This is a genomic window from Frondihabitans sp. PAMC 28766 (assembly GCF_001577365.1).
Classification (GTDB): domain Bacteria; phylum Actinomycetota; class Actinomycetes; order Actinomycetales; family Microbacteriaceae; genus Frondihabitans.
Window position 1 is genome coordinate 148,990 of sequence record NZ_CP014514.1, and the last position, 24,256, is coordinate 173,245.

A 24,256-nucleotide genomic window follows, 5' to 3' on the forward strand; every position below is an offset into this window, starting at 1 on the left:
TCATGAACACCCCTGGCACCGTATGCGTGTATTTCGTCCGCCACGGCGAAACGAACTGGTCCCTGACCGGCCAGCACACCGGCCGCACCGACATCCCTCTGACCGGACCTGGTCGGGAGCAGGTGACGTCGACCCGACGGCTGCTGGAGGGCATCGCGTTCACGGCAGCGTTCAGCAGTCCGATGCTGCGGGCCCGCCAAACCGGGACCCTCTCGATGGTGCATCCGTCGCCCGTTATCGACCCGGACCTATCCGAATGGGATTACGGCGCCTTTGAAGGACGAACGACCCCTGACATTCGACGGGACGATCCGGGATGGAACGTCTTCCGTGACGGTTGCCCCGACGGGGAGACGACAAGCGACGTCGCGGATCGTGCCGACCGCCTCATTGACCGGCTGCGCCTCCTGAGGGGAAACGTCGCCCTGTTCTCCCACGGACAATTCGGCTCCGCCCTGGCGGCCCGCTGGATCGGGCTCCCGCTGGCACAAGGGCAGCACTTCCCCCTCGGCGCAGCGTCAGTCAGTGTCCTCGGCTATGAACCCGGACACCCGGAAGTGCCCGTGATCAGCCTCTGGAACGACACCACCCCACTCGCCCCGCAGTGAACGTCCCACGCGCCGGCCACCGTGCTATCGCCCCTCGTCTTGGCCCTGACGGCAGGATGCCCGAATTGTCGACACAGAAAAGACGAGAACATGACCACCGACAAAGCAGCCCCTGAAAACCAGCACGCCGACCCCAAGCAGACGGCGACAGCAACCACAACACCCGAGACCGGAACCGACGACCTGAAGAACCTTCCACTGGACCAGATGGAGACGAAGCTCACCTCGTCCCCGAACGGGATCAGCCAGGATGACGCCACCACACGCCTGACGACATACGGCCCCAACGAAATCACCGAGAAGAAAACCAACGCGCTCCTGAAGTTCCTGGGCTACTTCTGGGGTCCCATCCCGTGGATGATCGAAGCAGCGGTGATCCTCTCTGCCGTGCTCGCGCACTGGCCCGACTTCATCATCATCCTGGTCCTCCTTCTGGCGAACGCGATCGTCGGATTCACGGAGGAACGCCAAGCCGGTAACGCCGTCGCTGCACTCAAAGCGCAGCTGGCGGTCACGGCCACCGTGAAACGAGACGGACACTGGAGCGATCACCCCGCACGGGAACTCGTCCCCGGAGACGTCATCCGTGTCCGCCTCGGCGACATCGTCCCCGCCGACGTGCGCCTCCTCCAGGGGGACCCGGTGCAGGTCGACCAGTCCGCACTCACCGGGGAATCCCTGCCAGTGAGCCTGAAAACGGGTGACGCCGCCTATTCCGGATCGATCATCCGCCAGGGCGAAACCGACGGGCTCGTCTACGCCACCGGATCCGACACCTACTTCGGGGCGACCGCCCGCCTGGTGCAAGAAGCCCACAGCGTCAGCCACTTCCAAAAAGCCGTCCTCAAAATCGGCAACTACCTCATCGTCCTGGCCGTCGTCCTGGTCGCCGCGATCGTCGCCGTCGCCACGTTCCGAGGCGACCCGATCCTGACCACGGTCCAGTTCGCCCTGGTCCTGCTCGTGGCCGCGATCCCCGTCGCGATGCCGACCGTTCTCTCGGTGACGATGGCGGTCGGGGCACGCCTGCTGGCGAAGAAGAAAGCGATCGTCACCCGGCTGTCAGCGATCGAGGAACTCGCCGGAGTGGACATTCTCTGCTCCGACAAGACCGGCACCCTGACCCAGAACAAACTCACCCTCGGCGACCCGTTCGCCGCCCCCGGCATCGACGCCGCCGATGTGGTCCTCTTCGCAGCCCTCGCGTCCCGCGCCGAAGACAACGACACCATCGACCTCGCCGTCATCGGCGGCGTGAAAGCCGACCAGAAAATCGCGGACTACACGGTGACCAAATTCACCCCGTTCGACCCGGTGCACAAACGCACCGAAGCCGCGATTGCTCCTAAAGCCGGGGGGCGTTCACCGTCACGAAGGGCGCACCTCAAGTGATCCTGGGCATGTGCGACGACGCGACGACCGTGAAACCCGCCGTCGACAAGACAATCGCCGACTTCGCCGCCCGCGGCTTCCGCTCCCTCGGCGTCGCCCGCGCCGACACGGACGGCAAATGGAAATTCCAAGGAGTGCTCCCCCTGTTCGACCCGCCACGCGACGACGCGAAAGAGACGATCGCGGAAGCCCGCAAGATGGGCGTCGCGATCAAAATGGTCACCGGCGACCAGCTCGCGATCGCTACCGAGACCGCCAAGAAACTCGGCCTCGGCACGAACATCCTCGAGGCATCGGCCCTGGGTGATTCCAAGCACGACGAGTCCGACGCGGTCGTCACCTCGATCGAAACGGCGGATGGTTTCGCGCAGGTGTTCCCCGAGCACAAGTTCCACATCGTCGACGTCCTGCAAAAAAGCGGACACATCGTCGGGATGACCGGCGACGGCGTCAACGACGCCCCCGCATTGAAAGAGGCAGACTGCGGCATCGCCGTCTCCGGCGCCACCGACGCAGCCAGGGCCGCCGCCGCGATCGTCCTGACGACGCCAGGCCTGTCGGTCATCATCGACGCCATCAAAGAAAGCCGCCGGATCTTCCAACGGATGAACAGCTACGCCATCTACCGCATCGCAGAAACCCTGCGCGTACTCCTATTCATGACGGCAGCGATCCTGATCTTCAACTTCTACCCGTTGACGGCGATCATGATCGTCATCCTGGCCCTGATGAACGACGGTGCGATCCTCGCCATCGCCTACGACAACGTCCGCTACAGGAACACACCCGAGAAATGGAACATGCGCCTCGTGCTCAGCATCTCCACCGTGCTGGGAATCGTCGGCCCGATCGCCGCCTTCGGGTTGTTCTTCCTCGGCGAAGAAGTCTTCCACCTCGGCCGGCCTGCCCTGCAGACGATGATGTACCTGATGCTCTCCGTCGCCGGGCACCTGACCATCTTCCTCACCCGCACCCGCGGCCCATTCTGGTCGCAGAAACCCGCCCGGATCCTCGTAATCGCGGTCTTCGGCACCCAGGCCATCGCCACCTGCTTCGCCTTGTTCGGGGTCCTCATGTCTCCGCTGGCCTGGGAATGGGTCGCCTTCGTCTGGGGGTACGCACTGGTCTGGGCAGTGATCAACGACCGCATCAAACTCCTCGCCTACCGCATCTTCGACCGACCTCAGAAACGATCAACCAGTACAGGCACCCCACCCCCGGCCGCGGTGAAAGCCGTCAAGCCTGTTGCCGCGGTCCAGCCATGACAGGGACGATGCCGGCCTCCAAGAAGATTCGCGCGGCACCGGGAAGAAACGCGTCCGTGGGACTCGCATCCACGATCCGAGGATGCCTTTTCGATCTCGACGGTGTCTTGACCGACACCGCCCGGCTGCACGCCGCCGCCTGGAAAGACACGTTCGACCCGTTTCTCCTGAACCATGCGCGACGCACCGGCGTGCCCTTCGTGCCCTTCGACGCGATCACCGACTACGACCGCTACGTCGACGGAAAACCTCGAGAGGACGGAATCCGCTCCTTTCTCGCCTCGCGACGAATCGTTCTGCCCGACAGCGACCCGGACGACTCCGCGGGCATCGAGACCGTCGAGGGGTTGAGCCGGCAAAAGAACCAACTGCTTCTACCGCGCCTGAAACTCGGCTCCCGCTCTTATCCCGGATCCGAGGCCTACCTTCGCGCCCTCGCGACCACAGGCTTGCCCTGTGCGGTGGTGTCCTCGAGCACGAACTGCCTCACCGTCCTTACTGCGACCGGACTCGAGCACTTCTTCTCGGTCCGCGTCGACGGAATCACCGCGCACCAAGAGCACCTGGCCGGCAAACCCGCACCCGACACCTTCCTGTTCGCCGCGAGGCACCTTGATCTCGACCCCACCGAATGTGTGATCTACGAGGACGCCCTCGCCGGTGTCGCTGCCGGTCGCGCCGGACGATTCGGTCAAATAATCGGCGTCGACCGCGTCGGCCAGGCAGCCGCCCTGCGGGCAGCAGGCGCGACCACCGTCGTCTCCGACCTCGCACAGCTCCTAACCCCTCAAAATGCCGGCCCACAAGCACGCCGCGTCGCTCTTCCTGCGCAATAAATACCCCTGTCGACCGTCGCAAGATGGCCGACACCAACGAAAGGACCACATAGTGACCTCCACCGATCGCGGCAACCTCATCAGGCTCAAAGACACCGACGAAACCATCGACACAGCCGATCAGGACATTCGAGGACGACACGTCCTGGACAAACACGGTAAAGACCTGGGAAAGATCGATGCGCTGTTCATCGACGATGCGGAACAACGAGTGCGATTCCTCGAAGTAGCGACCGGCGGGTTCCTGGGAATCGGCAAGGACAAATCCCTCATCCCCGTGGACACCATCACGCATGTCGACCCGGAGAGAGTCCATCTCAACCAGACCAGCGACACCGTGGCAGGGGCACCGACCTACGATCCTGGTCTCATGGAAAAGCCGAGTGAATTCTACGAGAACACCTACGGGTACTACGGCGTCTTACCGTTTTGGGGCATCGGATACGCCTACCCGTCATATTCGCGAACGTCGGGCGAGGACCCGCGGCGAGCCTAGGACGCCCCGACCCCCCGAGGCAGCAGGGCTGGGCCCGGGGAGCCAAACCTCGACCGAGCTGTGCTCGATGGACGAGACCCGGATCCGTTCGCGCGATCCTGGTGGTGTCCGATCTTGCGGCGTCGTTGCGCGGCCGTCAAGGGCGCTTCGATCAGGCGGAAGCGGCGCTCTCCGCTTCATCCCTCAGGGATCGATCGAACACGCAGAGTCTCCAGGCCAGCCGGCACCTTGGAGGATCAGGCCAACGGTGGTCGAGCTGCTCCGCGCGGGTCACTTGGGTAAGTTGCGCTTGTTTCATGGAGTTCCTCCCTCTTTATGGCGACTGCGAACAAGGCACCCAGCCCGGTAGGCCGATCCTGGTGGCCGAGACGTGGAAGCGCCTCGCGCCAATCGCACCTCCAAGGGCGATGACTTGGATGTGACGGCTTGAGACGGTGTATGGCAACGTCGGGGTCGTCGTCGATGGACCTTCTGGTCTCGAGGGTTGGGATCGGCGGAGAGAGCGTTTCTTGAGGTGCTTTGAGACCAGTCGAGCCGGTGAGCTGAGTTCCCGGCAGAGTGCAATGACCCCCTTTCGTCCTGATGAGCGACTTTATGGCGTGTTACTCCTGGGTGGCGAGCAGGTGGGTGACGGTAGGCGCCCCGGTGGCCAAGAGCGCGGCTGCGTTGAGTAGCGCCCGGTCGTAGCCGGTGAGCCGGATGCGGTGCTGCTGCAGGTGTTCCCGCCATGAGCCGACGTCGAACACCTCGATGAAGCTGTCGGCGCTGTTGCGGTCGATGTAGAGCTCCCAGTGTCGGGCGCCGGTGCGCCGGCGGCTGGCTTCGACGAGTTCCATCTGGTCGCGGAACTCGACGTGCCGTTCGAAAGGGACTTCCCACCGGGCCAGTACGAGGGTCGACGCGTCGTCGATGTCCGTCATCTGCCCATCGAGAATCCCGAGCGGCTGAGTGATGGGAAGGAGCGCCTCGGATCGGTCGGCGTTTTCGGAGCGTGCGAGGGGCCAGAGTAGATAGCTCGCCGCAACCAGGAGGAGAATGCCGCCTGCTGTCAAGTCAACAGCCGGCGTTCCTGTCGCCTGAGCAATGGCTCCGGCCACAGCCGCTCCCGCGGCCGTGCCTCCGAAGAAGATCATCTGGTAGGTCGACAGGCCTCTCGCGCGAACCCAGGCGGGCAGGAACGCTTGGACGGCGCCGCTGAGGCTGACGACCACCGCGATCCAGGCGATTCCTGTGACGACGAGCACGACTGTCGTCACGACGAAGGAGGTGGAGAGGGCGACACTCATTGACCCGAGACCGAACACCGCTGTCCCGAAGGCGACGGTCGCGCTGAGGCCGATCACCTTTCGGATGACGGGCAGGAGGAACGCGCCAGAGATCGACCCGAGGCCGAGGGCGGCGAGCAGAAGTCCGTAGCCATCGGATCCCAGGGACAGGCGGTCGCTCGCGATCAGTGGCAGGAGCGCCCACAGCGCGTTCGCGGGCACGATGAACACGGCCAGACGGATGAACAGGTTGCGGACGACGGCCGAGTTGATGACGTAGCGCACCCCGGCACGGGTCGCGTCAGAGAATGGCTCCGGCTGGTGCGTCGGACTTTTGTATCCGCGCCAGCGCAGCAACACGACGAGGAATACCGAGCTGGAGAGGACGTTCAGCGCGAACACGAAACCGATGCCGAACTGACTGATCGCGATGCCCGCCAGGGCGGGTCCGATGGCGCGGGCGATGTTGACGCCGATCGCGCTGGCGGAAGCCGATGCGGGGATCATCGGTCGGGGGACGAGATCGGGTACGAGGGCTTGATAGGCAGGTATCTGGAGGACGTCGCCGGCTCCAATCATGAATGTCAAGCTCAGAAGCAGCGCCGGCGTCATGGAGTCGAGCATGGTGAGGACGAACAGGACCGTTCCGACACCGACCTGGAAGAACTGGACTGCGATCAGCACGCGACGCCGGTCGAGGAACTCAGCGATCACTCCCGCAGGAAGACCCAGGATGAGGAAGGGGACCGCCGCAGCCGCGGAGACGAGCGCGACGAGCAGAGTTGAGTCGGCTCGCCCGATGAGCAGCCACTGCGCCCCGACTGTCTGCATCCAGCCGCCGACGTCGCCGACGATCGCGGCGATCCAGAGCGCGCGGAAGAGCGGGATCCGCAGTGGCGCGAGTGGTGAGGTGCTGGTCGGTGTTGGGGCGATGATCAGCGGATGTCCAGGTGGCGCGGGCATCAGGGGCGCGGCGTCGCAATCACGAGCGACCCGGAGGCGCGACCCGCCCTGAGGTCGTCGAGTGCCACGGAGACGTCACTGAAGGAGTAGGTCGTCACGTGCGGCCGGAGGGGGAGCTGGCGTGCAAGGCGGAGAAAGGCATCCCCGTCCGAACGCGTGTTGGCCGTGACTGAGCGGAGGTCCCGCTCGTGGAAGAGGCTCGCCTCGTAGTCGAGGGCAGGGATGTCGCTGAGGTGGATGCCTGCGAGGACGACGGTTCCGCCCGGGGCCGTTGCTGACAGAGCCTGTGGCACGATCGGGCCGGCCGGGGCGAAGACGATCGCCGCATCGAGCGGCTCGGGCGGGACTGCGCTCTCATCGCCGACGAAGGTGGATTTCTGAGTGCGCGCGAGGGCCTGGTTGTCGTCGCCGCGGGTGACGACGTAGATCTGAGCGCCCGCGGCGGACGCCATTTGGGCCACGAGGTGCGCGCTGGAACCGTAGCCGTAGAGCCCTAGCCGACCACCCGGTGGGAGGTTCGCGCGCTGAAGAGCCCGGTAGCCGATGATGCCCGCGCACAGAAGCGGCGCCGTCTCGACGGGATCGACGTCCGCTGGGAGCGGGTACACGTAGGCCGCGGGGGCGGTCATGTATTCGGCGAACCCGCCGTCGAAGTCCCAGCCGGTGAATCGTGCGACAGGGCAGAGGTTCTCGCTCCCGGACCTGCACCACTGGCACACCCCGCAAGTGCTTCGAAGCCAGGCGACGCCGACGAGGTCGCCGACTTCTAACCCGGGAGCACCGTCGCCGACTTCCAACCCGGGAACACCGTCGCCGAGTCCCGCAATGCGACCGACGACCTGATGCCCAGGAATGACGCCTGGCCGGTGCTCGTCGAGATCGCCGTCGATGACATGAAGATCCGTTCGACATACCCCGCACGCGATCACCTCGATCAGGATCTCGCCGCGGGCGGGTGCGGGACGTTCCTCCTCGACCAGCTGCACGGTATGCGAGGTACGGGCGGATCGCCAGGCTCTCATGGTCACCACGCGGGGTTCCTTCCATCGGTAAATGAGGGCATCGGCGGCAGTTAGGGCTACCGCCGATGCCGGGCCGTGGCGGAGAGGTCACGCCGGGTCAGGAGACATGTTGTCTCTATCGATGCTCGCTTCTCCCGGTCTGCTCGTGAAGGGTCGAAAGTCCCGGGGCGGTGCCAGAAGCGCGGTCGGCGCGGGGACGGCGAGAAGCAACCCTCGTCGCAATCGCTCCCCGCGATGCGGTTGTCGCGGATCGTCCTCGAGGACGACGAGAGAGCAGCCGACGCTGAGGTGGCGGAACGACTCCACCGGCTCGCCCCGAAGAATGCAGTTACTTACCTGGACTACCGCTTTTTCGGACCTGAGGCTGGCGGCGAGATCGGTCAGGATCGATTGCAGAAACGTCTCGTGCTCACGCCGGTGCACCGACTCGTCCTGGACAGCGACGAGGCGCAGGCCGACGCCGAGCAGTATGGCCTGCCTGCTCGCCCAGTCGGCACTTCTCGCGGATACTCCGTTGGGCGTGACGATCAGAAGCACGTCTCCGTGGGCCGCCGCGGACGGGACGACGACGGTGGATCGGACACCCCGGGCCCACAGCCGTTCGGCCAGCGACGTGATCACGAGACGCGGTTCGGCCCCCGATCCCACCACGACCAGGTCCGCCGAATCCGCTCTCGTGCTGAAGCTCTCGACGATTTCACCCACAACGACATCGGCAAGCACCGTCGTGTCGGGCAGCGAAGCGCGCGCGTCGCCTGCGGCTGTCGCCAGCTCAGCCCGGCGCTCTTCCTCCCAGCGTCGATGAGCCCTCTTCGCGGGCACCGCGAGCAGCAGTTCGAGCCTCGACGTCTCGGGCGAAAACCCCCGGCAGCGCGTCGCCGCCCACGCGAGGGCAGCGACCGAGGTGGGAGACCCATCGAAAGCCACAAGAGTGAGGTCTCCGTCTTTCGGGTCGGTGGACTCGGGCTGGATCGTCGGATTCGATTGTCGTCGGTTCATGGCTGGCTCCTCCTCGAGGAGTGAAGCCTGGCACCCGCTCGTGCCGCGCCCCAGAGCACAAGGTCCTCCCGACTGGGCTAAGCCTCACGCGACCACGAACAGGGGACCTTGTGCTCTAGATGGTGCCCGGTCCGAGGCCGAGACTCAGCAGCTATGACAACCAGGCAGCGTCGGCCGTCCGAGAGAATCGAGCCCCAGGGCGCGAGCCGACGGCGTCACCGACCGAGGTCTCCAAACGTGCGGGGGTGGACGGCAACCGCGGCGCTGGCCGTCGGCGCTCTGACTCTCACCGAGTTCGTCATTCAGTCACGTGTGGGGAACTCGCCGGCCCTCTGGCGTGCAGCGGCTCTGATCTCGTTCATGTCTGCGCACAGCGACGCGATGCTGGCTATTGTCACCGTCGACACCGCCCTGATGGGGTTTCTGATCGTCTTCCTCACCGGCTTCCGTCAACTCGTCGTCCGTGCGCGGAGCGACCTGCAGTGGCTCGCCGACCTCGTCTACGGGGCGGGTCTCGCCTTCGTCGCCGTCACTCTCGTCGGGGACTCGCTCGAAGGTGGGGCGGCACTCGACGCCGCAGGATCACATCCGAACGCGGTCGTGCTGCAGGCCCTCACCGAAGCTCACACCCTCCTGTTTGGGGCGACCGGCTGCCTCCTGACGGCTTTGATCTTAGGGGTCGCCGGTTACATCAGCCGCATCTCGCGGGTCGTGCCCCGATGGACTGGGATCCTCGCCTACGTCGTGGCCGGGTCGAACCTGGTTGCCGCGGCAGCCGTGTTCATCCGGCCCGCGGACACAGTTGCGTTCTCAGAAGCCGGGGTCGCTGTCACCGCCCTGTCGACGTTCCCCTGGCTGGTGTGGGTCGTGACGATCGGTATCTGCACGATTCGACACGCGCCACGAGGGCCAGAATCTCCGTGGCGTTGCTCTCGAGCCGGGGCGGGCTGTGGCAGCCGCCGACGGGTCACTCGGCCTTGGCGGGCGCGACCGTGAAAGAGAGCACTCTCTGCAGCTCGTCGAGCATCGCCAGTTGCCGGTTGTTGATCTCCAGGAGAGCCTCGATGTCGATCTTGGCGGCCGCGTTCGTGTCGAAGTCGTGCTGGGCCAGCGCGGCCGATATGCCGTCCTGTCTTTTCGCCGCGATGAGGAGGATGGCGCCTTGAAGCCCAGCCAGCATGCTGAGGAACAGGTTCAGGAGGATGAACGGGTACGGATCCCACGAGTGGCCAAGCGAGTTGACGAGCGCCCACACGATCATGAAGACGATGAAGCCGGCGACGAAACGCCAGCTTCCCATAACATTCCGCATCGTGTCCGCTGCCCGTTCGCCGCGGGTCAAAGTCGAGTGCTCCTTCTGGTGCCACGTGAGGGTGGGGAGGCGCCGTGCGCTGAGCCCCGGTCGGCCGTTCTTCATGTGTCTCCTTGATCGACTCGCACCGCCTGACGGCATGCTCAGTCAGGATGACGTGCGGTGCGTGGGCCGGGAAAGTGCCGAACGTCCCGACCGCCCGCATGTGACCTTCTGCCCTGTTTCGACGGGCGTCGCGGTGTGAGCATCGGGTCATGACCAACCACACAGCACCCTCCCGTCCCGACGCCACGGCCACCCCCGTCGGCGCCATCGTCGTCGGCTATGACACCTCGGCGTCGTCCCTCGCCGCAGTCAGGCGTGGCATCTCGCTGGCCACGCAGCTGCACCGCGACCTCCGGGTCGTCATGGCGTGGACCATGCCGATCTCCTTCTCTGGCTTTCCCTTCACCAGCTGGTCACCTCAGGAGGACGCGCAGCAGATGTTGGCTCACCTCGGCGGCATCCTGTTCCCGCAAGGTGCTCCGGCGTTCTTCTCGGCCGTCAGCATTGAGGGTGAGGCCGCACGGGTTCTCATCAATGAGAGCAGGGGCGCCGAGATGCTTCTGGTCGGAAGCCGGGGCCATGGCGGGTTCGCTGGTCTGTTTCTGAGCTCGGTCAGTTCGGCGTGCGCCGAGCATGCCACGTGTCCGGTGCTAATCATGCGCGCGCACTTCAGCGAAACCCACGAAGTCGAGAGCCGCATGCTCGTCAATGCATCACGATGACGACGCCGACGAAGCATCCGGCTTTCGACACGCCCGCAGCCGTCGAACGAGGTGAGGGTTGGTGTCGAGCCATGACTCGGTCATCAAGCGCTCATCCCGCCGACTGGGGCAGGGCGATCGCCCTTGCCCTCGAGTACCTCGCCGTTCAGGTGGCTTACACCGTCCGCGAACCCGAGTCAGGGGTCCTCGTCGGCCGTGATATCCGCCTCCACTTCGACGCCCTCGACGACGGCGTCGAAATCACGGCGGAGCTCGACGCACCACGTCTGGATTCGCGGCCCGGGCCAGACAGCCACGAGAGTGAACGGGACCTGAGGATCTCAGTCGGCTATGGCTACGGTGAGAGCCCCAACGCGGACGACGAATGAGCGACGAGCATGAAGAAGGCCCACTGGTAGCTGCCAGCGGGCCTTCGTCATGAAACCGCCGGAGTCAATCGACGGTGGCGGTCAGCTCACGGTCGCGGGCACGCGGCTGTACTCGAAGACGAGACGGGCCGGGATGCTGCCCGAGAGCACTTCGGCGATGGCCTCGTTGATGTCGTCGAGGGCGCGGGTCTCGGCGATGACACGAGTCTTGCCAGCGGCGTGGAGGGCGAAGACCTCGGCGAGATCCTGCCTGGTGCCGACGATCGAGCCGATGATCGAGATGCCCTTGATGACGGTGTCGAAGATGGGGATGCTCATGGTCCCGTCGGCGGGAAGGGCGACGCAGACGAGGCGGCCGCCACGGCGAAGCGAGGCGAAGGCCTGCTCGAACACTTTCGGTGACGCGGCGAGAACCACGGCGACGTCGAGACCGCCGAGCGCCTGGATCGCTTCGACCGGATCGCTGGTCGCTGCGTTCACGAGGTGCTCAGCACCGAGCTCGGCCGCCAGGTCGAGCTTGGGTTGTTCGATGTCGATCGCGACCACCGTGCCGCCCATGATCCGGGCGTACTGCACGGCGAGGTGCCCGAGGCCGCCGATGCCGAAGATGCCGACGTGTTCGGTGGGCTGGACCTGCGCGACCTTGAGTGCCTTGTAGGTGGTGAGGCCGGCGCAGCTCAACGGCGCGGCGTCGAGAGACGTGATGCCGTCGGGGACGGCGACGACGTACTTGGCGCTGGCGACGGCGTACTCGGCGAACGCGCCGTCGATCGAGTAGCCGCTGTTCTCCTGCTTTTCGCAGAGGGTCTCGCGGCCGTCGATGCAGTAGCGGCACTCGCCGCACGCTTCGCCCAGCCACGCAATGGCAACGCGGTCGCCGACGGCGCGGTCGGTGACTCCATCGCCGAGTTTCTCGACGATGCCGATTCCCTCGTGGCCAGGCACGATCGGGAGCGGCGGCTTGACGGGCCAGTCGCCGCCGGCGGCATGGATGTCGGTGTGACACAAGCCGCAGGCCTCGAGCCGGATGAGCACCTGGCCCGCTGCCGGCTCGGGAATCGGCCGGTCGACGATCTCGAGCGGTGCGGAAAAAGCGGTGACGACTGCAGCCTTCATGACGGAACCCTTTCCAAGGTGGCGGCGGTCCGACGTACCCGCTCGGTCGAGGGGTGAGGCGCGGAATCGCCGGGTCTCACCGTCGCAGGAACCGGGTCGCCGAGGCAGTGCCGAAGGTCCCGTGCCTCGCGGGACCTTCGGCACTGTGGGCCATCGCCCGACGGATCGAGACTCAGGGCATGACCTCAACCACTCCCTCCGCGAAGCCCCCGACGCTCACCGTTGGCGCTCTCCGCGAGACAGCAGACCGCGAGCGACGCGTCGCCCTCGACCCCGAAGCGGCGGCGGCCTTCATCGCCAAGGGCTTCGCGGTCAGTGTCGAGAAGGGTGCCGGATCCGAGGCGAGATTTCCCGACGCCGCCTACCTGAAAGTCGGCGTCACCATGTCCACCCGCGAGGACGTCATCGCGAAGAGTGACATCCTCGCCGTGGTCCGGCCGCCGGACGCAGCCCTCGCCGCGGCCCTGCGATCCGGACAGATGCTTGTCGGCCTCGTGGAGCCGCTCGCGAACACCGACCTCACCGCTGATCTTGCCACTCGCGGAGTGACGGTCGTCGCCTTCGAGCTGCTGCCGCGCACCATCAGCCGGGCACAGGCCATGGACGCGGTCAGCTCGCAGGCGAGCACGGCCGGCTACCGAGCCGGCATCCTTGCGGCGGCGTCGTTCGACCGGTACTTCCCCATGATGATCACGGCCTCCGGAACGGCCCGCCCGGCCAAGCTCATCGTCATCGGCGCCGGAGTCGCCGGCCTCCAGGCCATCGGCACGGCGAAGCGCCTCGGCGCCGTCGTGACCGGCTACGACGTCCGCGCCGCGTCGCAAGGCGAGGTCGAATCCCTCGGTGCCGAGTTCCTCACCTCGTCGATTGCCGCAGGTGCGGCCGCGGGGGGATATGCCCGCGCGATGACAGCCGACGAGGCCGTCCAGCAGCAGGACGAGCTCTCCACGCACCTCGAATCGTTCGACGTGATCATCACGACCGCGAAGGTGCCCGGGCGCACTCCGCCCCTTTTGGTGACCGCCGCGACCCTGACCGCCCTTGCGCCGGGATCCGTCTGCATCGACCTCGCTGCGACCGACCAGCGCGGGAACGTCGCCGGCTCCATCGACGGGAAGCGCCTCGTCACCGACGGGGGAGTGATCGTCGTCGGCGCTGGGAACCTCGCCTCTGACCTCGCGACCTCCTCGTCGCACATGTACGCCCGCAACGTCCTTGCGATGGTCACGTCGCTCACGAAAGACGGCGTCGTCACCATCGATCCGACCGACGAGGTGCACGCGGCTGTGGTCGTCAGCCACGACGGGCACCTCACCACCGCTCCTTCCGCAGCGCCGACGAAAGCACCCGTCTCATGACCGAAACCCTCTACTCGAACCTGGCTATCTTCATCCTGAGCCTGCTCGTGGGGTTCGAGGTGATCTCGAAGATCCCCTCGACCCTGCACACCCCGATGATGTCGGGGGCGAACGCCATCCACGGCGCCGTCGTCGCCGGCGCGATCGTCGTCGCGGCCCTGGCCGACAGCCCCATCGGCTACATCCTCACAGCCATCGCCGCGGCCCTCGCGGCAGCGAACGTCGTCGGCGGGTACGTCGTCACCGACCGCATGCTCCAGATGTTCCACCGCCCCGATGCCCTGCGGCTCCCGCCATCACCTCGGAGAAAACCTCATGACCGTGTTCGAATTCATCGTCGGCGTCGCCTACCTCGTGGCCGCCATGCTGTTCGTCATCGGGTTGCACCGGATGCGCACCCCGTCGACGGCCCGCTCGGGCAACCTCGTCTCCGCTGGCGGCATGGTCGTCACCGTCGTCGTCACCTTCATCTACGCCGTGGCGACGAGCCACGGATCCGTCTGGGGCTGGGCGGCTCTGGCGGTCGGCCTCGCCGCCGGCGCGGTTTTCGGAGTGGTCCGAGCCCGCACCACCAAGATGACCGACGTTCCCCAGTTGGTCAGCCTCTTCAACGCCGTCGGCGGTGGCGCTGCAGCGGCGGTGGCGCTGGCCGACTTCGTCCACAGCACTCCGGGAGCCCTGGTCTCGCTCGACTCTTCGATCCCCATAGTCCTCGACGTCCTCATCGGTGGCGTCACGCTCTCCGGGTCCCTCGTCGCGGCGGGAAAGCTGCAGGGGATCATCTCCGGCAAGCCCCTGCAGTTCCCCGGCGGCCGCATCGTCAACGTGATCGTCGTCCTGATCGCGCTGCTGGCCGCCGTGCTCGTGGTCGTCGAACCCCGTAACGTGACGATGCTCGTGATCCTGCTCGTCGCGGCTCTCGCCGTCGGCGTCCTGATGGTCCTGCCCATCGGCGGCGCGGACGCTCCCGTCGTCGTCTCCCTGTTGAACGCGTTCACGGGTCTCGCCGTCGCCTTCGCCGGATTCGCGATCGACAACCAGGCCATGATCATCGCCGGCGCTCTCGTCGGTGCCGCGGGCACGATCCTGACCCTCCAGATGGCGCAGGCGATGAACCGATCGGTCGTCAGCATCATCCTCGGCGGATTCGGCACCGCCGACTCCGTTGCACCCGCGGTCGACGGACCAGGTGCCTCGGCGGCGAACGTGCGCCAGGTCACCGCGGACGACGTCGGACTGCAGCTCGCCTACGCGCAGCACGTCATGGTCGTGCCCGGCTACGGTCTCGCCGCAGCCCAGGCGCAGCACGAGGTCGCCGATCTCGCGAAAATCCTGACCGATCACGGCATCGACGTGAAGTACGCCATTCACCCGGTCGCCGGCCGGATGCCTGGGCACATGAACGTCCTCCTCGCCGAGGCGAACGTGCCCTACACGCAGATGCTGCAGCTGGACGAGGCCAACGCCGCCTTCGAGACTTGCGACGTCGCCCTCGTCATCGGAGCCAACGACGTGACGAACCCGGCGGCCCGTCGGCCGGGGAACGCGGTCTCGGGCATGCCGATCCTCGATGTCGACCACGCCAAGTCCGTCGTCGTCATCAAGAGGTCCATGAGCCCCGGCTACGCCGGCATTCCGAACGAATTGTTCTCCGACCCCAAGACGGGGATGCTTTTCGCCGACGCGAAGAAGGGCATCACCGACATCGAGGTCGCCGTCAAGCAGTACGTCACCGCCGGATCATGACCGCCACCAGCTCTCGTCCTCCGGGCCTTGCCGACACCCTCGCCTCGTGGCGAGGTCTGACCTTTGTCGACCGGAGCCGGCGCGTCGCCGAAGCGTCGCTGCAAGCGGCGGCCACGGTCCTGATCGGCCATCCTGCTGGTCGAGATGCGTTCCCCGTCTCGGCTGCCGATACTCTCATGCAGATCTGCTCCGAGCGCCGGAACTGGGCGCCGACGTGGTCGGTCGAACGGCTGGGGGCGTCACTGGAATTCAGCGAGGGCCTGGCAGTGCCCGTGGCGATCGTCCCCGAAGCGCAGTGCACGGTCGACTGGATCGCCAAGAACGTCAGCGTGGCTCTGGCCGTCGGCGACATCGTCTCCCTTCACCTTCCCGGTCCCACGTCGCCTGCCGTTCGCCTGTACTTCACCGCCTTGGAGAGGCGGCTGGCCCGAGGCATCCTGGCTGTCCAGACCGACACGGCCGTGCCCTTAAGCGACACGGATCCGTCGGGCATCACGATCATGCGTGGCCTCGATCCCCCAACCAGGTGACGGGCGAAATGACCATTGACTGGACTGCTGCCCTGGCCGCCCAGTACCTGGACTGGACTCGCGTCCGAATTCCGTTCACCACCGATAGACACGAGAAGACGACGTCATGACCGTTCCCTCCAGCGACGCTGCAGAGGCTGCCCTCGTCCAGCGCGTGATCCAAGCGATCCGGGAGTGCCCTGGAATCGACACCTCAGGAATATCTGTGACGCTCGTCGCCGGGGGAGTCGCCCTCAAGGGTCCGCTACAGACGATGGATCACCGCGACGCGGTCGTCCGCACGGCCTTGCGAGTCCACGGCGTCACCTCAATCGCCGACGAACTCGACATCGCTCACTACCGTGAACACCCGTCCAGGCCGACATCCGTGTGACCTTCGGCACTGTCGGCAGGTACCGTCGGCCGCGACTACGCCGTCGACGTGCCGAGCCCCGGCGCGACGTCCAGCTCGGCCACCCAGGTGCTCGGCACGTGGCTGCGCGACGTCATCGTGCAGAACCCCGAGAATTTCCGGATCTTCGGCCCCGACGAGACGGCGTCCAATCGCCTCCAGGACGTCTTCGACGTCACCGACAAGCAGTGGGACGCCGGCCACGCCGACATCGACGACCTCGACAACCACCTCGCGCGCAGCGGGCGGATTGTCGAGATGCTCAGCGAGCACCAGTGCCAGGGCTGGCTCGAGGGGTATCTTCTCACCGGCCGACACGGCCTCATCAATTCGTACGAGGCATTCATCCACATCGTCGAATCGATGTTCAACCAGCACGCCAAGTGGCTCGAGTCGTCGAAGCGCATCCCGTGGCGACGCACTGTCGCGTCGCTCAACTACCTCCTCAGTTCGCGCGTGTGGCGGCAGGATCACAACGGCGCCTCCCACCAGGACCCCGGCTTCATCGACCTCGTCGTCAACAAGAAGGCAGACATCGTCCGCTTGTACCTGCCGTTTGACGCCAACACGCTGCTGTCGACGTTCGATCACGGCCTGCGCAGCGTCGACTATGTGAACGTCGTCGTCGCCGGCAAGCAGGTCGAGCAGAACTACCTGACCATGGCCGAAGCCGTCGACCACTGCACCCGCGGCATCGGCCTGCTCGACTGGGCCGGGACGGAGGTCGAGGGCATCGAGCCCGACGTGGTGCTCGGCTGCGCCGGCGACGTGCCGACCTTGGAGACGCTCGCCGCCGTGTGGATCCTGCGCCACCGCGTCCCGTGGCTGCGCACCGGGTGGTCAACGTCGTCGACCTCATGCGACTGCAGAGCGAGCAGCAGCACCCGCACGGGCTGTCCGACCTGGAGTACGACGCCCTATTCACGACCGACAAGCCGGTGATCTTCGCGTTCCACGGCTACCCGTGGCTCATCCATCGCCTGACCTACAGCAGGCACGGCCACGACAACCTCCGTGTGCGCGGCTACATCGAAGAGGGCACCACCACGACGCCGTTCGACATGGTGATGCTGAACGACCTCGACCGGTACCGGCTGGTCATGGACGTCCTCGACCGGGTGCCCGGCCTTGCCGCGAAGGAGGGCCGACTTCATCAGGAGATGCAGGATGCCCGGACCCGGGCCCGTGCCTACACGCGCGAGCACGGCGAGGACTCACCGGAGGTCGCCGACTGGACCTGGAACACGAAGGGCAGCACGTTGCTTCCGTAGCCGCGAGCAGGGGTGCCGAAGGTCCCGGGACCTTCGGCACTCGTTCGCGAGGCACGCTCACGGTTGACTGCTCCTGGGTCGTTCACAAGCGCCCCGCATCTCGCCCTCCCGACGACTGGACACCACCATGAGCGCCATCGCTTCCCCTTCTATCGCGCACCTCCAGAGAACATCGCCCGTTGCGCGGCCGTCGTCAGGGCTTTCCCGGGCAGACCCCGCCAACATCGATCTGCCTGGCACGGAGCCGATCGATATCACCTCGATGATGCAACTGCTGCTCGACCGGGGCATCTGAGTATGCGGGACGTCGAGGGATCGGTCAGCATGCTCACCGATGGCGATTGCTGGCAAATGCTGCGCGACGCGCCGGTTGGCCGGCTCGCGCTGTCGGCAGGCTCCGACATCGACATCTTCCCGGTCACCTTCCGCGTCGACGGTCAGTCGCTCTACTTCCGTACCTCACCAGGCCTGAAGCTGGCCGAGGTCGGTATCCGCTCACGGGCCACCCTCGAGGTTGACGGCTACGACGACACGACAGCCTGGAGCGTCGTCGCGAAGGGCAGCGGCCGCCACCTCATCTCCCTCGCCGAACTCGACATCGCCGCCGAGTTACGACTGACCACCTGGCTCCCGACCCCAACGCCCGACATCGTGCGAATCGACGTCGAGTCGCTGAGCGGCCGACGCTTCTCGCGCGCCAGCTGACACTGAGCACATCGCGGCAGGCACGCGTGGCATGACGCGCGGCCAGCGGGACTTTGGCCTCTGTTCCGCCTCGCCGGGACCTGTGATTGTCAGATCATGACCTCCACACTGATCTCACGGGCCGTCCCGGACGCGGCAGGCCGACGCTTGACCATCGTCGTCGGTTACGACGGCTCCACACCCGCCTTCTCGGCCCTTGAACGAGGAATTCGCCTCGCGACCGTCCTCGACACTGATCTTCTGCTCGTCACGACCTGGAGTTACCCCCAGGTCGCCTCGGCAACAGGATTCGGAAGCTGGTCTCCTGAAGAGGACGCCCAAAATCTTGTCAAGGCCGTGGTCGCCAAGGTCTTCCCGGCCGGATCTCCGCCGTGGTTCCGGACGTCTGTCCTCGAGGGGCAGTCGGCGAGCATCCTTCTCGAACAGAGCAAGGGAGCCGAGATGCTCATCGTCGGCAGCCGTGGCCACGGCGGCTTCTCAGGGCTCCTTCTCGGGTCCGTCAGCTCCGCGTGCGCCGAACACGCCGACTGCCCCGTGCTCGTCATGCACGGCGAATCAACCCGACCGCTGAACCTCGCCGCCGGCACTCATCTCGCGTCCGTCCCCGCGTGAGTGGTATTTGCGGGACCTTCGCCCCTGCCGAGTTCTCCTCCGCTGATGTCAACTTGATGCCAGTGCCGATCCGGCATTTGTTCCCCTCCTCATCCAAAAGTCGCCACCTCATGTCCATGACCGAGCAACGCCCCTCCGAGTCGGAGGCCAGCACGAACGGCCCACTCTCCCGCGCACACCCCGCGAAAACCGACCTCTGCCCGACCGAGCCGATCGACATCACCGAGATCGTGCGTCTGCTCGGGGAACGCTCATGACCGTCGTCCTCGCCATCGTGGTCGTCGTCATCGTGCTTATCCTCGTCGCTCTCGCGATGTCGCTGCATGTCGTTACCCAGTACGAAAAAGGTGTCGTCTTCCGCTTCGGCCGTGTGACGGGCACCAAGGATCCCGGGCTTGCCGTAATCGTGCCGATCGCCGACCGGCTCACCAAGGTGAGCCTACGAATCGTCACCATGCCGATCCAGTCGCAGGGCATCATCACCAAAGACAACGTCAGCGTCGACATCTCCGCAGTGGCGTACTTCCGGGTCGTCGACGCGGTCAAGGCCGTCGTCGCGATCGAGAACGTGACAGCTGCGATCGACCAGATCGCCCAGACCACGCTCCGCAAAGTCGTTGGCCAGCACAGCCTCGACGAGATCCTCGCTGAAACCGACGTTATCAACGCGGGCATCCGCCAGATCCTTGACGTCACCACACTCGACTGGGGTGTCGAGGTGACGCTCGTCGAACTCAAGGACATCCAGCTGCCGGACACGATGAAGCGGGCCATGGCCAAGCAGGCCGAAGCGGAACGCGAAAAGCGGGCCAAGATCATCGCCGCCGAAGGGGAATCCCTCGCGGCCGCAGCCCTCGGAGACGCGTCCGACACGATGATGGCGCACCCTCTCGCCCTCCAGCTGCGGAACCTGCAGACTCTAATCGAACTCGGCGTCGACAAGAACACCACCGTCGTCTTCCCGGCCCCTCTCATGAGCACGATCAGCGAGCTCGGCTCGTTCCTTGCCCGCGAGACGAAGACGTCCGAATCCGTCGTCGCGCAGGCGGCGGCATACGCCGCGGCGGCCACGGGGGTAGGAGCGGCGCCGGGTACCGGTCCTGCGCTCGTCCCTTCGGGTGCGCCGGCTGCGCCCGTACCGGCCAGCCCGCTATGAGCCGGCAGGAGCAGCTCTCATGAGCGCGGATGACAGCACTCCTGGCCGGGATCCCTCCTGGTCGTTGCCCGGGGGGCCTACTCCGAATTCAGCCCGTTTAGGAGCGGTTCATCCGTACGCCCCCTGGGAAGACCTCCGACCTACACGGATTTCTTCGGTGAACGCCATCCCGAGCCCGCCAGCGACGGTCACGACCACTCGGAGCCGTGCCGCTGCCTGGTGGATCGGCGATGACACGAGAAAGCGCCACCCATGGGGCGCGGACCCGCGAGGTCGTCGGCATCCTGGCCCGGCAAGGGATCGATTCAGTCCGACAGCCAACGGCCGTCGAACTGCGGCTCGCCCTCGAAGAGCTGGGCCCGACGTTCATCAAGCTCGGCCAGCTCCTGTCGACTCGACCCGACCTCCTCCCGCCGCCCTACATCCGCGAACTCTCGCTCCTGCTCAGCTCGGTCCCTCCCGTTCCCGGCACGGAGATCGTGACGATCCTCGAAGAAGAACTCGGCTCCGACATCACCGAGATCTTCGGATCGTTCGACCTCGACGCACTCGCCAGTGCCTCCATCGGTCAGGCCCATGCCGCAACCCTTCCCGATGGCACACCCGTCGTCGTCAAGGTCAGAAAACCCGGCGCGGTCGAGACCATCCGGCAAGACCTCGAGATTCCACAGGTCGCGGTTGGGAAGCTAGGTCCAGGCCAGACATCATACCTGCCGATCGGGTCGATGACGACGAGGCCGGGGGCGATCAGGTCGTGATGGCCGGTTCGTGGCTGAGCCGGTGCCGGGCAGCATGTTCGACAAGATTCGGCACGTAGATGCGAATCGGCTTGCCGGCGAGGGCGTCGTATTCCTCGGTGACGTGACTGATGGTTTTCAGAGGAAAGCGTCGCGTCAGGAGAGCGGTGACCTGCGCGACGGTGAGCTCACGAACGGTGGCGGCCATGCGTCTGGTCGATCACTTGAACGCTGATTCGATGGCGTGGAGATCGACGCTGGGGTGGAAGGCCCCGTGATAGATGCCAGGGATGGCGCGGTCGACGTCGAGCAACGTGTACACGGCCTGCATCGCGCCGTGGATGGAGTACTCGACAGTGAAGACGACGTCTTCGGGGATTTCGGTGAACTGGCCCAGGAACCCGAAGTTCGTCGAACCGTCGGGGATCACGAGGGGTCGGTCACCCGGGGCGCGGGGGCTAAAGACGGCGGATGCGTACGGCATCATCACCGTCGTCACGTCGGTCGTCTCCAGCACGTGGTCGAGGATGCTGTCAAACTCGAGCTGCCCGATGAGCTCCGTCAGGATTTCGCGCCCTGAGGAGGCGGCCATGGTCTTGGGGACGTGGTCTCCGAGCTTGTCGACAAGCAGCCCGTACCCCCACAGGGTGGAATCGCCGGCGGGCAGGTGGGGAAAATGCGGCTGGTGGGGGACGACGATGGACATCAACCACCCCGAGTCGACCCACGTCATGAGGGCACCGGTACCGGGCTTGTTGTCGGCGAGGTTGACGATGCGGTCGAGGAGGACGCTGTCGTGCATGGTGAGGGTGAAGGACTCCCACTTGTTCTCATCGACGTTGAGGAACACCTCCGGGTGCCCGAAATCGGGGGCTTTCTGGGCAACCGTCTCCCAGAGCGACCAGCCGTGATCGCGGTGCGACCGGATCAGTTCCGGTGGTGTGTCCTGCCCTCCGTAGGTGCTGTCGGAGGTGATGGATCCGAGGGTGAGGAGGGCGATGTCGTCGTCGCCGAGGTCGATATCGGCGTGACCCTGATCGGTTTCGACGGAAAGGCGGGCGATTCGGCGGTCCACGCCGTTGGTGAAGGCAGCGTCGACGACTCGCTGGCCGAATCGGAAGTCGACGTCGTGAAGGCCGAGCCACAGGTGGAGGGGGAGGACCATCGAGTCGTACTGGTCGTAGACGGTTCGTCGGACACCGGACAGGGTGTTGATGCGGCTGAACTCCTGGACGAAACGCAGGAAGTACCGTCGCAGCTCGATGGCGGAGTGCCAGTTCTGGAAGGCGAACGTGGTGCGCCACATCTGCCAGAAGTTCGTGCTGAAGAAGTGCTTCCCGAACATCTGGTCGATGCGCTTGTCGGCGAGGGTGCTTTCCGGCGAGGCGATCAGCCGCCCGAGTTCGAGGCGGTCTCGCGTGTCGAAGCCGTAATCGGCGGCAGGGAGGATCGTGTGGTCGCGTCCGAAGAGACGGGCATTCGCGTGCGTCGGGACGTGTTTGTTGAACGCTGTGATCTCGTCGCGGACGGATACTTGCGGGTTGCCCTGCGAGGGGATCGATGAGAATAGGTCCCAGGTGCAGAGGTAGGCCTCGTCCTCTAGCATCCGGCCTCCACGGGTGACCCAACCGTCGGTCAAGGTGGGGGATTTGGCTCCGTCGAGTGACCCGCCGGGAAGCCCTGACTCTTCGAGGATGTGGACGTTCGATCCGGCAACCCCGGCGTCACGGATGGCGAAGGCGGCGGCGGCCATGCCGGCGATGCCTCCTCCGACAATCCAGAGGTGCTTGCCGGAGGCTGTTCGTGAGTTGTCGTGTGCGGTCATGACGTCGTCTCCGAGAGGTGATGAGTGTCGATGGTGACGGTGTTGTCGGGCTCAGCCGATACGGAGGTGGCTTTGATGCTGGCGTCGTGACGTTCGTACCCGAGGGGGGTTACTTTCGCCTCAGGGGAGTGGAGCAGGTCGGTGAGCTTGTGCAGGCAGCGGGTCTTGATCTCGGCCGCCTGCGGGTGCCCGTCTTTGTCGACGATGTTCTTGTCGAGAGAACTGTCCGAAAGCTGGCGCGCCTCGGGCTCGACCCACGTGGTGCTGAAGGTCAGATTCATGCGGGCGACGCCGTCGAGCTGCAGTCTGTCGTGCACCAGCTGGTGGATCTCGCGCGGCTCATGCTCGTCGTCGGCGTTGCGCAGCGTGGGGGCGCTGGTCTCGAGGGGTTTGCTGGCAAGGACGTCCTCCATCGGGTCGTCGACGGTGGGAGAGATGAGGTCGGTCACGAGGTGGCTTCTTTCGTGAGGGTGCGCGGGGTGGAGTAGAGGTTGAGAAGTGCGCGGGTGGAACCCTGGCCTGGTGAATTGGCGCCGTGCCGATGGCGGTCCTCTGCCACGACGATGTGAAGGGCGGTGAGAACGGCGACCACGTGCGTGTCGGGGAGGATGAGGTTCCAGGGGCCCGCTGAGGTCTTCAGACACTCGAACGTCGTAGTCGGCAGGGCGGCGGCAAGAGCCGAGAGGAAGAACCTCAACGACGCGGAGGGCTCCTCGACGAATCCGACGACCACGCTGTTACCGGTGGCGAGGGCGGCGCCAAGGTGGTCGGTGACGAGGGCAGTGCTGCAGCCTGGTCCGCAAAAGAGCACGATCGTGCCGAGGGGTGCACCCGTTTCGCTGACGATGGCATCGAGGTGGAACTGATGGAACCGTTCCGTGAGTCGAGACATGAGCCGGTTGGTCGTCTGCAGGTGAAGGACACCTGGGCCCTGTGTCGTTGAAGTGGTCATGAGGACAGCGTTGGCGATATCTGGCACTGCCCCCAGGGGCAAAGGTCCTACAACATCGAACGATTTGTTGTGGCGGCGGGACCTCCGCCTCTGGTCGGGTTCAGAGGCCGAGGGGAAGCTCATGGGGCGTCCGCGTGCACACGGCTTCGTGACGTCGACACCTGAAGGAGTACTGGCTATGAAGGACACGGCGATTGTGGGGTGGGATGGGTCAGCTGCGGCATCCCACGCATCCGATTGGTTGGCTGACCGGCAAGCCGGCACGGGACGGCGGATGGCGATCGTGAGAGTCGTGCCCTTCCCTGCGCACCCGGAGAACGGGACCCGTGAATCGGATCAGCTGTCAGCCGCACAAGAGGGCACCCAGGAGGAAGCGGTCCGGCTGCGAACAGGTCATGAAAACCTCGAAGTCCTCGTCCGAGTCATCGCGGGAGATCCCTGGACGTCCTGGAAGGTATGTCGTTCTCGTCGAATCTTGTGACCGTCGGGCGCGGTCCAGCGTCCCCCTCGAATCGAGCGGCTACCACATTGGCCGAAAGACTGGCGGCGACTGCTGAAGGGCCG

25 protein-coding genes and 3 pseudogenes are annotated in these 24,256 nt (G+C 65.6%); 19 read left to right on the forward strand and 9 right to left on the reverse strand.

What is annotated here, in order from left to right; translation table 11 throughout:
• The first annotated feature begins 2 nt into the window (after window positions 1–2).
• The 4 genes and pseudogenes from AX769_RS21375 (at window position 3) to AX769_RS21390 (ending at window position 4,597) form a co-directional block, all read left to right on the forward strand.
• A complete protein-coding gene (locus tag AX769_RS21375) occupies window positions 3–608 on the forward strand; it encodes a histidine phosphatase family protein (RefSeq protein ID WP_066284337.1) in 606 nt (201 codons plus the stop codon).
• 207 nt (window positions 609–815) lie between these two features.
• Window positions 816–3,265: pseudogene (locus tag AX769_RS21380) on the forward strand (plasma-membrane proton-efflux P-type ATPase).
• Between the two features lie 8 nt (window positions 3,266–3,273).
• Complete coding sequence (locus AX769_RS21385) at window positions 3,274–4,101, forward strand: beta-phosphoglucomutase family hydrolase (protein WP_082764162.1); 828 nt, start codon at window positions 3,274–3,276, stop codon at window positions 4,099–4,101.
• A gap of 52 nt (window positions 4,102–4,153) precedes the next feature.
• On the forward strand, window positions 4,154–4,597 hold the full coding sequence (locus AX769_RS21390) for a PRC-barrel domain-containing protein (protein WP_066284338.1): 444 nt from the start codon (window positions 4,154–4,156) through the stop codon (window positions 4,595–4,597).
• A gap of 602 nt (window positions 4,598–5,199) precedes the next feature.
• Here AX769_RS21390 and AX769_RS21395 read toward each other — a convergent pair.
• From AX769_RS21395 to AX769_RS21405, 3 genes are all read right to left on the reverse strand, one after another.
• A complete protein-coding gene (locus AX769_RS21395; protein ID WP_066284339.1) occupies window positions 5,200–6,825 on the reverse strand; it encodes an MFS transporter in 1,626 nt (541 codons plus the stop codon).
• Window positions 6,825–7,847, reverse strand: a complete 1,023-nt coding sequence (locus tag AX769_RS21400; protein WP_066284478.1) for a zinc-binding alcohol dehydrogenase family protein — start codon at window positions 7,845–7,847, stop codon at window positions 6,825–6,827. The genes AX769_RS21395 and AX769_RS21400 overlap by 1 nt, the downstream gene beginning before the upstream one ends.
• A gap of 87 nt (window positions 7,848–7,934) precedes the next feature.
• The gene (locus tag AX769_RS21405) at window positions 7,935–8,846 is read right to left on the reverse strand and encodes a universal stress protein (RefSeq protein ID WP_066284341.1); all 912 of its coding nucleotides are present in this window, start codon (window positions 8,844–8,846) and stop codon (window positions 7,935–7,937) included.
• Between the two features lie 360 nt (window positions 8,847–9,206).
• Here AX769_RS21405 and AX769_RS21410 point away from each other — a divergent pair, with 360 nt between their 5' ends.
• A complete protein-coding gene (locus AX769_RS21410; protein ID WP_157887862.1) occupies window positions 9,207–9,842 on the forward strand; it encodes a hypothetical protein in 636 nt (211 codons plus the stop codon).
• Here AX769_RS21410 and AX769_RS21415 read toward each other — a convergent pair.
• Window positions 9,814–10,263 (reverse strand): DUF1003 domain-containing protein, encoded by a 450-nt coding sequence (locus AX769_RS21415; protein ID WP_066284345.1) that lies wholly within the window; start codon window positions 10,261–10,263, stop codon window positions 9,814–9,816. The two genes, AX769_RS21410 and AX769_RS21415, sit on opposite strands and share 29 nt — an antisense overlap.
• A gap of 149 nt (window positions 10,264–10,412) precedes the next feature.
• Between AX769_RS21415 and AX769_RS21420 the strand changes: the two genes are divergently transcribed.
• A complete protein-coding gene (locus AX769_RS21420; protein WP_066284347.1) occupies window positions 10,413–10,925 on the forward strand; it encodes a universal stress protein in 513 nt (170 codons plus the stop codon).
• Complete coding sequence (locus tag AX769_RS21425; RefSeq protein ID WP_157887863.1) at window positions 10,922–11,293, forward strand: hypothetical protein; 372 nt, start codon at window positions 10,922–10,924, stop codon at window positions 11,291–11,293. Before AX769_RS21420 ends, AX769_RS21425 begins: the two co-directional genes overlap by 4 nt.
• Window positions 11,294–11,374: 81 nt before the next feature.
• Here AX769_RS21425 and adhP read toward each other — a convergent pair whose 3' ends face one another.
• Complete coding sequence (adhP, locus tag AX769_RS21430) at window positions 11,375–12,409, reverse strand: alcohol dehydrogenase AdhP (protein ID WP_066284350.1); 1,035 nt, start codon at window positions 12,407–12,409, stop codon at window positions 11,375–11,377.
• A gap of 179 nt (window positions 12,410–12,588) precedes the next feature.
• Here adhP and AX769_RS21435 point away from each other — a divergent pair, with 179 nt between their 5' ends.
• From AX769_RS21435 to AX769_RS21475, 12 genes and pseudogenes are all read left to right on the forward strand, one after another.
• Entirely contained in the window at window positions 12,589–13,767 is a 1,179-nt protein-coding gene (locus AX769_RS21435) for an NAD(P) transhydrogenase subunit alpha (RefSeq protein ID WP_066284352.1), read from the forward strand.
• Window positions 13,764–14,042 (forward strand): annotated as a pseudogene (locus tag AX769_RS24360) (NAD(P) transhydrogenase subunit alpha); the annotation flags it as partial. The gene AX769_RS21435 and the pseudogene AX769_RS24360, both read left to right, overlap by 4 nt.
• A gap of 40 nt (window positions 14,043–14,082) precedes the next feature.
• Window positions 14,083–15,513: an NAD(P)(+) transhydrogenase (Re/Si-specific) subunit beta gene (locus tag AX769_RS24365; RefSeq protein ID WP_066284353.1), complete on the forward strand. Its 1,431-nt coding sequence runs from the start codon at window positions 14,083–14,085 to the stop codon at window positions 15,511–15,513.
• Entirely contained in the window at window positions 15,510–16,043 is a 534-nt protein-coding gene (locus AX769_RS21445; RefSeq protein ID WP_066284355.1) for a hypothetical protein, read from the forward strand. Before AX769_RS24365 ends, AX769_RS21445 begins: the two co-directional genes overlap by 4 nt.
• A 106-nt stretch (window positions 16,044–16,149) precedes the next feature.
• A complete protein-coding gene (locus AX769_RS21450; protein WP_066284357.1) occupies window positions 16,150–16,416 on the forward strand; it encodes a BON domain-containing protein in 267 nt (88 codons plus the stop codon).
• A 30-nt stretch (window positions 16,417–16,446) separates the two neighbouring features.
• A pseudogene (locus AX769_RS21455) lies at window positions 16,447–17,705 on the forward strand (phosphoketolase); the annotation flags it as partial.
• A 127-nt stretch (window positions 17,706–17,832) separates the two neighbouring features.
• Window positions 17,833–18,000, forward strand: a complete 168-nt coding sequence (locus tag AX769_RS24370; protein WP_157887864.1) for a hypothetical protein — start codon at window positions 17,833–17,835, stop codon at window positions 17,998–18,000.
• A gap of 29 nt (window positions 18,001–18,029) precedes the next feature.
• Window positions 18,030–18,410 (forward strand): pyridoxamine 5'-phosphate oxidase family protein, encoded by a 381-nt coding sequence (locus AX769_RS21460; RefSeq protein ID WP_157887865.1) that lies wholly within the window; start codon window positions 18,030–18,032, stop codon window positions 18,408–18,410.
• 96 nt (window positions 18,411–18,506) lie between these two features.
• Complete coding sequence (locus tag AX769_RS21465) at window positions 18,507–19,022, forward strand: universal stress protein (protein WP_082764165.1); 516 nt, start codon at window positions 18,507–18,509, stop codon at window positions 19,020–19,022.
• A 116-nt stretch (window positions 19,023–19,138) separates the two neighbouring features.
• Window positions 19,139–19,279 carry a hypothetical protein gene (locus AX769_RS24375; RefSeq protein WP_157887866.1) on the forward strand — a complete coding sequence of 47 codons (141 nt, stop codon included), beginning with the start codon at window positions 19,139–19,141 and terminating at the stop codon, window positions 19,277–19,279.
• Window positions 19,276–20,178 (forward strand): slipin family protein, encoded by a 903-nt coding sequence (locus tag AX769_RS21470; protein WP_082764166.1) that lies wholly within the window; start codon window positions 19,276–19,278, stop codon window positions 20,176–20,178. Before AX769_RS24375 ends, AX769_RS21470 begins: the two co-directional genes overlap by 4 nt.
• Window positions 20,179–20,408: 230 nt before the next feature.
• On the forward strand, window positions 20,409–20,936 hold the full coding sequence (locus AX769_RS21475; protein ID WP_066284363.1) for an AarF/UbiB family protein: 528 nt from the start codon (window positions 20,409–20,411) through the stop codon (window positions 20,934–20,936).
• Here AX769_RS21475 and AX769_RS21480 read toward each other — a convergent pair.
• Genes AX769_RS21480 through AX769_RS21495 form a run of 4 tightly spaced genes read right to left on the reverse strand, consistent with a single transcriptional unit; the run spans window position 20,926 to window position 23,692 of the window.
• Window positions 20,926–21,123, reverse strand: a complete 198-nt coding sequence (locus tag AX769_RS21480; protein WP_066284365.1) for a three-helix bundle dimerization domain-containing protein — start codon at window positions 21,121–21,123, stop codon at window positions 20,926–20,928. The two genes, AX769_RS21475 and AX769_RS21480, sit on opposite strands and share 11 nt — an antisense overlap.
• Window positions 21,124–21,135: 12 nt before the next feature.
• Window positions 21,136–22,740 carry an oleate hydratase gene (locus tag AX769_RS21485; protein WP_066284367.1) on the reverse strand — a complete coding sequence of 535 codons (1,605 nt, stop codon included), beginning with the start codon at window positions 22,738–22,740 and terminating at the stop codon, window positions 21,136–21,138.
• Window positions 22,737–23,189 carry a hypothetical protein gene (locus tag AX769_RS21490; RefSeq protein WP_066284369.1) on the reverse strand — a complete coding sequence of 151 codons (453 nt, stop codon included), beginning with the start codon at window positions 23,187–23,189 and terminating at the stop codon, window positions 22,737–22,739. Before AX769_RS21490 ends, AX769_RS21485 begins: the two co-directional genes overlap by 4 nt.
• A complete protein-coding gene (locus AX769_RS21495; protein ID WP_157887867.1) occupies window positions 23,186–23,692 on the reverse strand; it encodes a hypothetical protein in 507 nt (168 codons plus the stop codon). The genes AX769_RS21490 and AX769_RS21495 overlap by 4 nt, the downstream gene beginning before the upstream one ends.
• Window positions 23,693–24,256 lie beyond the last annotated feature (564 nt).

Excerpts from the sequence above, each read along its gene's own strand:
- AX769_RS24365 (WP_066284353.1), top strand. The coding sequence starts at position 14,083 with ATGACCGTGTTCGAATTCATCGTCGGCGTCGCCTACCTCGTGGCCGCC.
- AX769_RS24375 (WP_157887866.1), top strand. The coding sequence starts at position 19,139 with ATGACCGAGCAACGCCCCTCCGAGTCGGAGGCCAGCACGAACGGCCCA.
- AX769_RS21385 (WP_082764162.1), top strand. The coding sequence starts at position 3,274 with ATGCCGGCCTCCAAGAAGATTCGCGCGGCACCGGGAAGAAACGCGTCC.
- AX769_RS21425 (WP_157887863.1), top strand. The coding sequence starts at position 10,922 with ATGACGACGCCGACGAAGCATCCGGCTTTCGACACGCCCGCAGCCGTC.
- AX769_RS21410 (WP_157887862.1), top strand. The coding sequence starts at position 9,207 with ATGTCTGCGCACAGCGACGCGATGCTGGCTATTGTCACCGTCGACACC.
- AX769_RS21470 (WP_082764166.1), top strand. The coding sequence starts at position 19,276 with ATGACCGTCGTCCTCGCCATCGTGGTCGTCGTCATCGTGCTTATCCTC.
- AX769_RS21445 (WP_066284355.1), top strand. The coding sequence starts at position 15,510 with ATGACCGCCACCAGCTCTCGTCCTCCGGGCCTTGCCGACACCCTCGCC.
- AX769_RS24370 (WP_157887864.1), top strand. The coding sequence starts at position 17,833 with ATGAGCGCCATCGCTTCCCCTTCTATCGCGCACCTCCAGAGAACATCG.
- AX769_RS21460 (WP_157887865.1), top strand. The coding sequence starts at position 18,030 with ATGCTCACCGATGGCGATTGCTGGCAAATGCTGCGCGACGCGCCGGTT.
- AX769_RS21400 (WP_066284478.1), bottom strand. The coding sequence starts at position 7,847 with ATGAGAGCCTGGCGATCCGCCCGTACCTCGCATACCGTGCAGCTGGTC.
- AX769_RS21435 (WP_066284352.1), top strand. The coding sequence starts at position 12,589 with ATGACCTCAACCACTCCCTCCGCGAAGCCCCCGACGCTCACCGTTGGC.
- AX769_RS21475 (WP_066284363.1), top strand. The coding sequence starts at position 20,409 with ATGACACGAGAAAGCGCCACCCATGGGGCGCGGACCCGCGAGGTCGTC.
- AX769_RS21405 (WP_066284341.1), bottom strand. The coding sequence starts at position 8,846 with ATGAACCGACGACAATCGAATCCGACGATCCAGCCCGAGTCCACCGAC.
- AX769_RS21395 (WP_066284339.1), bottom strand. The coding sequence starts at position 6,825 with ATGCCCGCGCCACCTGGACATCCGCTGATCATCGCCCCAACACCGACC.
- AX769_RS21485 (WP_066284367.1), bottom strand. The coding sequence starts at position 22,740 with ATGACCGCACACGACAACTCACGAACAGCCTCCGGCAAGCACCTCTGG.
- AX769_RS21465 (WP_082764165.1), top strand. The coding sequence starts at position 18,507 with ATGACCTCCACACTGATCTCACGGGCCGTCCCGGACGCGGCAGGCCGA.
- AX769_RS21450 (WP_066284357.1), top strand. The coding sequence starts at position 16,150 with ATGACCGTTCCCTCCAGCGACGCTGCAGAGGCTGCCCTCGTCCAGCGC.
- AX769_RS21420 (WP_066284347.1), top strand. The coding sequence starts at position 10,413 with ATGACCAACCACACAGCACCCTCCCGTCCCGACGCCACGGCCACCCCC.
- AX769_RS21415 (WP_066284345.1), bottom strand. The coding sequence starts at position 10,263 with ATGAAGAACGGCCGACCGGGGCTCAGCGCACGGCGCCTCCCCACCCTC.
- AX769_RS21480 (WP_066284365.1), bottom strand. The coding sequence starts at position 21,123 with ATGGCCGCCACCGTTCGTGAGCTCACCGTCGCGCAGGTCACCGCTCTC.
- AX769_RS21495 (WP_157887867.1), bottom strand. The coding sequence starts at position 23,692 with ATGACCACTTCAACGACACAGGGCCCAGGTGTCCTTCACCTGCAGACG.
- AX769_RS21375 (WP_066284337.1), top strand. The coding sequence starts at position 3 with ATGAACACCCCTGGCACCGTATGCGTGTATTTCGTCCGCCACGGCGAA.
- adhP (WP_066284350.1), bottom strand. The coding sequence starts at position 12,409 with ATGAAGGCTGCAGTCGTCACCGCTTTTTCCGCACCGCTCGAGATCGTC.